Origin of the sequence: Actinokineospora sp. NBRC 105648, from assembly GCF_030269645.1 — a bacterium.
Classification (GTDB): domain Bacteria; phylum Actinomycetota; class Actinomycetes; order Mycobacteriales; family Pseudonocardiaceae; genus Actinokineospora.
Map to the genome: position 1 here is coordinate 161,015 of NZ_BSTR01000010.1, position 9,272 is coordinate 170,286.

Annotated in this window: 9 protein-coding genes; 8 read left to right on the forward strand and 1 reads right to left on the reverse strand. The window is 72.8% G+C overall.

What is annotated here, in order from left to right:
• The first annotated feature begins 67 nt into the window (after window positions 1-67).
• Entirely contained in the window at window positions 68-1,504 is a 1,437-nt protein-coding gene (gene eccD, locus QSK30_RS12625) for a type VII secretion integral membrane protein EccD (protein WP_285502478.1), read from the forward strand.
• A gap of 142 nt (window positions 1,505-1,646) precedes the next feature.
• Complete coding sequence (eccB, locus tag QSK30_RS12630; RefSeq protein ID WP_285502479.1) at window positions 1,647-3,038, forward strand: type VII secretion protein EccB; 1,392 nt, start codon at window positions 1,647-1,649, stop codon at window positions 3,036-3,038.
• 306 nt (window positions 3,039-3,344) lie between these two features.
• Here eccB and QSK30_RS12635 read toward each other — a convergent pair whose 3' ends face one another.
• On the reverse strand, window positions 3,345-3,947 hold the full coding sequence (locus QSK30_RS12635; RefSeq protein WP_285502482.1) for a hypothetical protein: 603 nt from the start codon (window positions 3,945-3,947) through the stop codon (window positions 3,345-3,347).
• 923 nt (window positions 3,948-4,870) lie between these two features.
• Here QSK30_RS12635 and QSK30_RS12640 point away from each other — a divergent pair.
• The 6 genes from QSK30_RS12640 (at window position 4,871) to QSK30_RS12665 (ending at window position 9,256) form a co-directional block, all read left to right on the forward strand.
• The gene (locus tag QSK30_RS12640) at window positions 4,871-5,158 is read left to right on the forward strand and encodes a hypothetical protein (RefSeq protein ID WP_285502484.1); all 288 of its coding nucleotides are present in this window, start codon (window positions 4,871-4,873) and stop codon (window positions 5,156-5,158) included.
• 41 nt (window positions 5,159-5,199) lie between these two features.
• Window positions 5,200-5,490 carry a hypothetical protein gene (locus tag QSK30_RS12645; RefSeq protein WP_285502486.1) on the forward strand — a complete coding sequence of 97 codons (291 nt, stop codon included), beginning with the start codon at window positions 5,200-5,202 and terminating at the stop codon, window positions 5,488-5,490.
• A gap of 101 nt (window positions 5,491-5,591) precedes the next feature.
• Window positions 5,592-5,978, forward strand: a complete 387-nt coding sequence (locus QSK30_RS12650) for a hypothetical protein (RefSeq protein WP_285502488.1) — start codon at window positions 5,592-5,594, stop codon at window positions 5,976-5,978.
• 176 nt (window positions 5,979-6,154) lie between these two features.
• Complete coding sequence (locus QSK30_RS12655) at window positions 6,155-8,509, forward strand: hypothetical protein (RefSeq protein ID WP_285502490.1); 2,355 nt, start codon at window positions 6,155-6,157, stop codon at window positions 8,507-8,509.
• Between the two features lie 31 nt (window positions 8,510-8,540).
• Window positions 8,541-8,951, forward strand: a complete 411-nt coding sequence (locus tag QSK30_RS12660; RefSeq protein ID WP_285502493.1) for a YbaB/EbfC family nucleoid-associated protein — start codon at window positions 8,541-8,543, stop codon at window positions 8,949-8,951.
• Window positions 8,939-9,256 (forward strand): hypothetical protein, encoded by a 318-nt coding sequence (locus tag QSK30_RS12665; RefSeq protein WP_285502494.1) that lies wholly within the window; start codon window positions 8,939-8,941, stop codon window positions 9,254-9,256. The genes QSK30_RS12660 and QSK30_RS12665 overlap by 13 nt, the downstream gene beginning before the upstream one ends.
• Window positions 9,257-9,272: the final 16 nt, after the last annotated feature.

Sequence of the window (9,272 nt, forward strand, 5' to 3'; positions counted from 1 at the left end):
GCGCCGGACCCGACCGGGTGAACCGTCGGTGAATCGGCCGCGAACGCGCGGATTTCGTTGAATCCACATGAACCCCGCGCGGGTCCCCACCCGTGTCCTGGGCATGGCCACCACCGCAGCAGCGGGTTCCGGCGAGATGTGCAGGCTCACGATCTGCGGGCCCGCCTCGCGAGTCGAACTCGCCGTCCCCGCCCACGTCCCCCTCGCCGACCTGATGCCGACGGTGCTCGGCCACTTGGACCCCGCGCTGGCCACCACCGGCCTCTCGCACGGCGGCTGGGTGTTGCAGCGCCTCGGTGAGCCCCCGCTGGACGAGGACCAGGGCACCGCCGCCCTCAACCTCTACGACGGCGACATCTTGCACCTGCGCCCCCGCGACGCGCTCTTGCCGTTGGTGGACTTCGACGACCTCGTCGACGGTATCCACACTGGACTGTCCGCGCGTGAGGACACCTGGCGTCCCTCTTACACCGCGAGGGCGTTCATCGTTCTTATGGGTTTGCTCGCCGTCACTGCGGTAATAACCGCGGCGGGTGCGGGTACCGGCCTGATGATGGCCGCTGTCGCCGGTGGCTTGGCCGTCGTCCTCTTGGGCGCCGCCGCCGCGGCGAGCCGGGCTTTGGGCAACCGCGCCGCGGCGCTCACGTTGGCCTCGACCGGGATCGTCTCCGCGGGCTTGGCCGGTCTCGGTGTCCCGATGGGCACCCACCCGGTGGCGAACCTGTTCACCGGCCCCGGTGTGCTCGCCTCCACCGGCGCGATGGCCGCCGCCGCGGTGGCGGCGCGGTTCGCGGTGGGCGGGGCGGACGCGGTGTTCACCGCCATCGGGTTGGCGGGTGCCGTGGCGGCCATCGGCGGCGGTATCGCCGCGGGTACGGGACTCGACGGCGCCGCCGGGGCGTCCATCGCCCTGGTCGTCGCGCTCTGCCTCGTCCGCGCCGCGCCACTCGCCGCCGCGCGGATGTCCGGGCTGGCCGTCGACCCGGTGCCCACCAGCGCACTCGAGTTCCAACAGGACCTCGACCCCCAGCCGAGCGCCCGGGTGCTGCGCAGCGCCGACCGCGCCGACGCCTACCTGACCTCGTTCTTCACCGCCCTGGGTGTCGTGGCGACCGGGGCGCTGGCGATGCTTGCCCTGAACCCCAGGTGGGACGCCAAGACCCTGGTCGCGGTCACCGCCGTGCTCATGCTGTTGCACGCCAGGGAACTCAACGCGGTGTGGCACCGGGTCGCCGCGCTCGTCCCCGCGTTCACCGGTCTGCTCGCCCTCCTACTCGCCTGGGTCGGCGACATCGAGGCCGCGGGCAGACCACTGGTCGCGGGCGGGCTGGTCGTGGTGGCCGCGCTGGCGCTCACCGCGGCGCAGACGCTGCCCACCCGCAAGCTCGTGCCGCGCTGGGGTCGCTGGGGCGACCTCCTGCACTGGGCCACCGCCTTGGCCGTGCTCCCGCTGGCCCTCTCGGTGATCGGTGTCTACACCGCCCTGATCGCCGCTTGGCGCTGATCACCCGTTCGAGCGAAGCCGTGGCACGACCGAAGCCCGCCTGAGCTCTGTTCGGTCAGCACGGCATGTCCTTGAGCACACGAAGTCGAGTGAACCCGCCACGGCCCCGCGGTCGTGGTCCAGATGAGAAGGGAGGCAGGCCATGTACAGCAGACGAGACCAGGTCCAGGCGCACTCGTTCCTGGTGGGCAGGCTCACCAGCGCGGTCCTGCGGGTCGACCCCGACGCGCTCGACCGCCCGCTGCGGCGCACCGTCGTCGGGCTGGCGGGCGGCACCGCGGTCGCCGGGCTGGTGCTGGTGGTGGTGCTCGTGGTCGGCCTGCTCTCGCCGAAGTCCGGCGGTGCCTGGCGCGAGCCGGGCACCCTGGTGGTCGACGAGGACACCGGCAGCCGCTACCTGTTCGTGGAGGGCAAGCTGCGGCCGGTCCTCAACTACGCCTCCGCCCGGCTCCTCGTCGGCGGCGGTCCCAAGGTCGCCGCGGTCGGCACCGCCGACCTCAAGGGGGTGCCGCAGGGCGGCCCGATCGGCATCATGGGCGCCCCGGACTCGCTGCCCACCGGCGGCGGGGCGCGGGCCTGGACGGTCTGCTCGATGTCCACACCGGACGGTCCCGGCGTCGCCCTCGCCCTCACCGCCGACGTCCCCGGCTCCCCGGCCCCCGCCGCACCCGCCCCTCAGCCCGCCGCCGGTTCCGCCGCCCAGCCCGCCTCCCCGGCCGCCGAGGGCGCCCTGCTGGTCCGCGCCCCGGACGGCTCCACCCACCTCGCCTGGCACGACCGCCGGATGCGGGTCACCGCCACCTGGGTGCCCGCCGCGCTCGGCCTGGACCCGGCCACCGTCGTCCCGGTCACCGCGTCCTGGCTCAACACCCTGCCCGCGGGCCCCGACCTGGGCTCCCCGGACGTCCGGCGCGGCGGGGCGGGCCCGGTCATCGGCGGCGCCCCGACGGTCGTCGGCCAGCTGCTGGAGGTCCCGGAGTCGGTGGTGGGCCGCAAGTTCTACCTCGTCGAGGCCGGCGGTCTGGTGCCGCTGACCGACACCGTCGCCGCCCTCCTGGTCGCCGACCCGGCCACCCCCGAACCCCCGCGCCGCGTCACCGCCTCGGCGCTCGCCAACGTCCCCCTCCACCCCGTACCCGACTGGCAGTCGGCCACCCCCGCCGCCCTGCCCACCCCACTGGAGCTCGACGGCGGCGCCCCCTGCGTCCGCTGGACCGGCGAGTCCGCCGAGGTCATCGCCGGCCCGCAGATCACCGCGGGCCGCGGCCCCGCCACCCAGGCCGTCGTCCGCGACGCCCGCACCGCCGACCGCGTCGAGGTCGCCCCCGGCGCAGGCCTCCTGGTCCGAACCCGCCCCGCCCCCGGCGTCCCCGGTGCGGGCCTCTACCTGGTCACCGACGCAGGCACCAAGTTCCCCGTAGCCAGCGGCGATGCCGCCGCCGCCCTGGGCACCCCCGCCGACACCGCCACCCCCGTCCCCGCCGACCTCATCGCACTCCTACCGACCGGCCCCGTGCTCGACCGCATCACCTGAGCCCCACCCCCCACCCCAACGGATTCGCCCCACAACCCTTCCCCCGCAACCCTTCCCCGCACAGCTTCCCCCACTTCTCCACCGGACGGCCCCGGCCCGTTCACCCGATGCCCAAGCCCATGCCGCCCACTTGAACCCGCACCACCCAAGCCCTTCCACCCACCGACAGACCCGGCTTGGGCTCTAGCCCGCCCCAGAACACCAATCCAGACGAGGAGGACCGACCATGGCCAAGCACCGCACCGACAACGACCCGCACACCACCACCCAGCGAGCCGCCACCCCGGTCCTCCCCGCCGCCCTTGTTTACCGCACCGCCCATGTCCTCTCCACCGGCTTCGTCCACCCCGCCGCCGGAGCTTTTGTCGGCCACCACCCCGGCACGATCGACCCCACAGCCCGGACCGGCTCAAGCGGCACCATCCCGACCGCCGAGATCGAGGCACTCGCCGGACACCCAGCCCTCGCGGCCACGCCGACCAACACCTCCTCATCCGGCAGCGCACCCACCTCCCCCCGGACCGCCATCACCTCGACCCGGAGCACCCTGATCTCGTCCGGGAACGCCGCGCCTTCGGCCGAGTACGCACCCGCCTTGACCGGGACCGTCGTGACCTCGACCCGGAGCACCCTGATCTCTTCCGGGAACGCCGCGCCTTCGGCCCCGAACGCACCCACTTCGACCGCGACCGTCGTGACCTCGACCTCGAGCAACATGATCTGGTCCGGGATCGTCGTGGCCCCGGCCCCGAACGCACCCGCTTCGATCCGGAAGGTCGTCACCTCGGCCGCAAGCACACCCGCTCCGGTCCGGAGCGCCGCGACCTCGGCCCTGAGCACCGCGACCTCGGCTCGGACCGCTCCCACCTCGATTCCGAGCGCCGTCGCCCCGGTCTCGAACACCGTCACCCTGGCCCCGAACTCCCTCGGCCAGCGGCTGAGCACCCCCGGCCCGGAACTCAGCACCGCCAGCCCAGCCCCAACCGTGTCGGGCCCGAGGCCGAACCCGCCCACCCCGAACCCGACCGCCCCAACCCCGACCTCGTCTGCCCCGACCTCGACCTCGGCCACCTCAGCCCCGGCCTCCACCACCCCCCACCCCACGGCCGAGCACCTCAACCACGCCGATGGCGACCCCACCCACCTCGATCACCCGTACCCCTCAGTTTCCCGTAGGGCGACCGAGTTCCCCACCAACGCGCCCGCCTGCCCAGCCGCGGACCGCGTCCCACTGATCGCATGCTCCACCGATCAGCGCCCCGCGAGCCCAGGCCAGTCGAAGACGTCGGCGCACAACACAGTGCCCGTGCGAGCTCAGCTCGCCCCGCCGGCGAACGCACCACAGCCCGCCCGGTACCCCGCGCGACCAGCCGCCCACCTGATCACGCCCCGCACCGGCCACAGGCTCGCCAACCCGAGCAGCCCGGAAGCCGTGGCGCACAAGGCCGAGCCCACCCCAGCCCAGCCCGTTCTGGCCGAGCCCGCTCGGACCCAGTTCGCCCCGGCCGAGTCCGCTCGGGCCGAGCCCGCCCCAGCCCAGCCCGCTCTGGCCGAGTCCGCTCCGGCCCATCCCGCCCGGGCCCAGTCCGCTCCGGTTCGACCCACCCAGCCCACTCCGGTGCTCGCGCCACAGCCCGACCAGGCAGCCCACCGCCGTCCCACACCACCCGCGCGGGCCAACCCGCAGACTCCCGCCGCGCGCGTGAACGGCCACGTTGGCCTCGCCTACGCACCCCAGAACCTCCGGTCACCAAGGCCACGGCCGCGGTCGACCGGCGCACCGCTCGACCGCACCACCTGAGAAGTCCCCACCCACACAAGGAGAACCGACCATGGCCAAGTACGGCTACGACGACGCGACCCTGCAGGGCATCATCAACGCCACCGAGACCGGCCTGCAGGCGATGGGCAACCTCAACTCGGGCGTGATGAACATCCAGGCGATGCTGCCCCAGGTCAACAACTCGACCTCCGGCATCAAGCTCTCCACCGCGATCGCCGACTGGACCACCGACTTCAACCTGGTGAAGAACCAGCTCGACGCGCTCAACGTCAAGGCCAACGCGCTGCTCACGGCCAACCGCTCCGCGAACACCGACGCCGACAGCGCGTCCAACTAACCCCTCCCCGCACCCGCCCGCACTGTCCGAAAGGGATCATCATGACCGCGTTCGACATCGACCACGACGGCTACCTCGAGCTCAACGAGCAGCTGTACATGTACGTCCGCCAGCTGGGCGACATCCTCACCAACCTCAACGCGTCGCTGAAGAACATCGACGTGGCCACCAGCGGTAAGGCCACCCCGCTGTGGCAGGAGGCCCAGGCCACCTGGACCGCCACCTACACCGACATGGAGACCAAGCTGAACAGCCGCTCGCTGGCCTCCATCAACGTCCACGAGATCTTCTCCGAGGGCGACAGCCGCGGCCAGGGCATCATGCTCGGCTGACCCGCCGGGGCACCGGGTGTCCACATCGGACGCCCGGTGCCCCGGCCGGTTCGACCCACCACCACCGACCCGCACCACCGCCACGACCCAGGAGAGCAGCCATGGCAGGCAACATCACATTCGACGAGGGCCGGTACAACCAGCTCATCAACATCATGACCGACATGGAGTACAAGCTCCTGCACAACGCCACCGCCTCCGACACCAACCCGCTCGACGCGGACTTCACCCTGCAGCCCGGCACGCAGAAGTGGCAGGCCGCGATCAACCTGGTGGCCAAGGGCAAGACCTTCGGCGGCTCGGTCGCCCAGCAGAACGAGCTGATCCGCCAGGCGATCGTGAAGTTCCGCAACGCCCTGGAGGCGGCGCGGGACGTGTTCAAGGAGACCGACGACCTGGCCCAGTACGACATCAGCCGGTTCGTCGCCGAGTTCCCCGACTTCAACGCGGGCGGCGGCTTCAGCGGCCCGCAGGGCGGCCCGCACTGACGGGGGTCTCGCAGCCCGGCTGTGGGCGCCGCGGCGACGCCGGGCGGTCGCGCCGGACGGGGTGACCCACCGCCCGCGAACCAGCCCGCACCCGCCGACCGCGCACCGCGCGGCGCCGACCACCAGCCCGGTCGCGGGACACCGCGGACCACATCCACCGACAAGGAGTCATGGTCATGGCAGACCCCACACTCCCCGCAACCGGGGACTTCTCCCAGGCGACGTTCTCCCAGATCCTGTTCGCCATCACCGGGCAGGGCAGTGACCTGCACGCGGTGCTCGACGCCAACTCCGGGTTGGGGGAGTCGCCCAACCCCTGGATCCGGTTCACCCCGCCCGGGTCGGCGGCGAACTCCATCTCCTACCACGCCTGGGACAAGTACTACTTCGGGGCAGACCACAACCAGAGCGCGTACACGGCGTGGAACACCGCCACCTACTCCATCGAGCAGATCGCCCTCCCGATGTTCAACGGGAAGACCGGCCTGATGGACGTGCAGCTGCTGCGCGACTCCAAGACGGTGACCGACAACTACCTGACGTTCCTCAACAACAGCCTGACCACCACCAAGCAGTGGGTGTCCAGCCTGGACAGCGACGACAGCGCGTTCAAGGGCAAGGCGGCGTTCGCGATCCAGGTGAACCTGCGCCGGATGGCGTTCACCTTCAACGACCTGCACGACCAGATCATGCTCGACCGCACGCCCGCGACCCCGACCGGCCTCAACGACGCGGCCGACGCCCTGGCGGCGTTCGGCAAGGCCATGGCCAACATCTGGTGGGACTCGCGGGACTTCCTGTACAACAAGGCCGCCAACGTCGCGGACCTGTTCGTCAACAACGTCTCCGCCCACATCAAGCACCAGGGCCTCGACGTCTCCACCAAGGGCATGGAGAGCTGGGGGCAGCCGGCCTACCTGCTCGACCAGTGGAGCGCCAAGGACCGCGGCAAGGCCGAGCAGTACATCAAGGACTCGATGGCGCTCTACGCCAGCAACCGGGTCACCCCGCCCGCGCTGCCCGCGGAGATGCCGGTCATCGACGGCGACCTGCAGCTGCAGGGCACCTGGGACCAGGCCAACTCGGCGATCAGCGCGTACATGCGCACCGAGCTGAAGAAGATGGACGAGAAGGCCCGCGTCGAGCTCGGCAAGCTGGAGACGGCCTACAAGCGCGCCGGGCGCGGCCTGCTCGACCTCAAGACCAACCAGCCGCCCACGATCGGCAGCCCGCCGCCGGACCCCAACAACCCCAACGGTCCCGGTGCCAACCCGCCGCCCCCGCCGAACATCCCGCCCCCGCCCGCGAACGGCGGCGCGGACTTCAACGGTCCCGGCGCCAACGGCGGTGGCGGTCCGGGTGGTGGCCCCGGCGGCGGTCCCGGTGGCGGCGGCCCGGACGTCAGCAGCCTGCTCAACGAGGGCCCCGGCGCCAACGGTGGTGGCGGCCCCGGCGGAGGTGGCCCCGGTGGTGGCGGCCCCGACATCAGCGACCTGCTCAACGAGGGCCCGGGTGGCGGTCCGGGTGACCCGGCGAACGGCGGCACGGGCAACGGCGGCCTCGGCGACCCGGCCAACGGTGGTCTGGGCGACCCGGCCAACGGCGGCCCCGGCGGCGGCGTGCTGCCCCCCGGCCTGCTCCCCGGCGGCCCGGTCGTGCGCAACCCCGACGGCTCGATCCGCAAGCCCGACGACCCGGCGAACGGCGGCACCGGTCCCGGCGGTCTCCCGGGTGGTCTCCCCGGCGGCCTCGACGATCCGGCCAACGGCGGTACCGGCGACGACGGCTGGTCGCCCGGCGACCTCTCCCCGCGCACCCCGAGCCTGCCCGGTGTCCCGGGTGGCACGGGTGGCGGCGCGGGCGGTGGCGGTGCCAACGGCGGGGTCAACTTCGGCCCCGGCTCCAGCCCGGACTCGCTGCCCGGCCTCGACCTGCTCACCCCGGGCGACCTGGCCAACGGCGGCGTCGGCTCCGGCGGGCTCGACGCCTGGGGCGCGGCGGGCGGCGGCGCCGGTGTCGGTGCCGACGGTTTCGGCGGCGGTGCGGGCGGCGGGCTCGGTGCGGGCGGCGGGCTGGGCGCGGGCGGCGGACTGGGTGCCGGGGCGGGCGCGGGCAACCCGTTCGGCTCGGGCTCGACCGACGGCTGGTCGGACTGGTCCGGCGGTGGCTCCGACGGTCACGGCCAGCCGGGTGCCCCCGGTGCCAACGGCGAGCACCAGGACCAGCGCGGCGGGATGCCGTTCATGCCGCCGATGATGGGCGGGATGGGCGGGATGGGCGGAGCCGGTGGTCAGGGCCGCGAGGAGAAGGAACGCGAGCGCACCACCTGGCTCTCCGAGGACGAGAAGGTCTGGGGCACCGACAGTGATGTCGGTCACGGAGTCATCGGAAGACCCGACTCCGGTGAACCCGAAACCGATGAGCCGCTCGTGTCTACCCATGTGCACCTGCGCACCACCGGCCCGCGGACGCGGACCAAGCCGACCGAGCAGCGCACGGCGGACGAGCAGACCGCCCAGGCCACCACGTGACCCGGGCGCCGGACCGAACGGAGGAACCCAGATGTCCACACCACTGCACAACGAGATGGCCGCGGCGCTGACCGAGCTGCGCGAGCAGCAGGCCAAGATCACCAGCGCGGTCGACCGGGTCGCCGCGTCCAGCACGACCGCGGTCTCCGAGGACCACGTGGTCGAGGCGACCGTCGACGGGCAGGGCAAGGTCACCGGGATCAAGTTCACCGGCCGCCGCTGGCGGGACATGGCCCCCAAGGAGCTCGCCGCCCGGCTGGTCGAGGTGATCGGCCGGGCACAGGACCAGGCCGCCGCCGCCACCTCGGGCATCTTCGCCGAGATGATGCCGGGCGGGATGATGCCGCAGGGCTTCGACCTGTCCGACATGGACACCATCGGCTCCGAGATCGCCGCGATGTTCGACGCCGCGGTCAAGGACTCCGGGAAGTGGTCGCAGTGAGCGAGCGGCTCGCCGTCGACCCGGACGCGCTGCGCCAGGGCGGGGTCAACATCCGCGGCACCGTCGACCTGGCCGTCAGCATCTGCAACCAGCTCTTCGCCGCCGCCGAGGAGAACCGCGGCGCCGGGGGCACCGGGGAGATGGGGGAGAAGTTCGACGCGGGCTACCGCCCCGGCGAGGAGCACGCGCTGAAGTTCTTGCGCCTCATGCAGAAGACGCTCGGCGAGACGGGGACCCGCACGGTCAAGACCGCGCGCGTGTTCACCGACGCCAGCGACGACGCCGACGCGGCAGTGCGTCCCTAGGAGGGGTGAGTTCCGA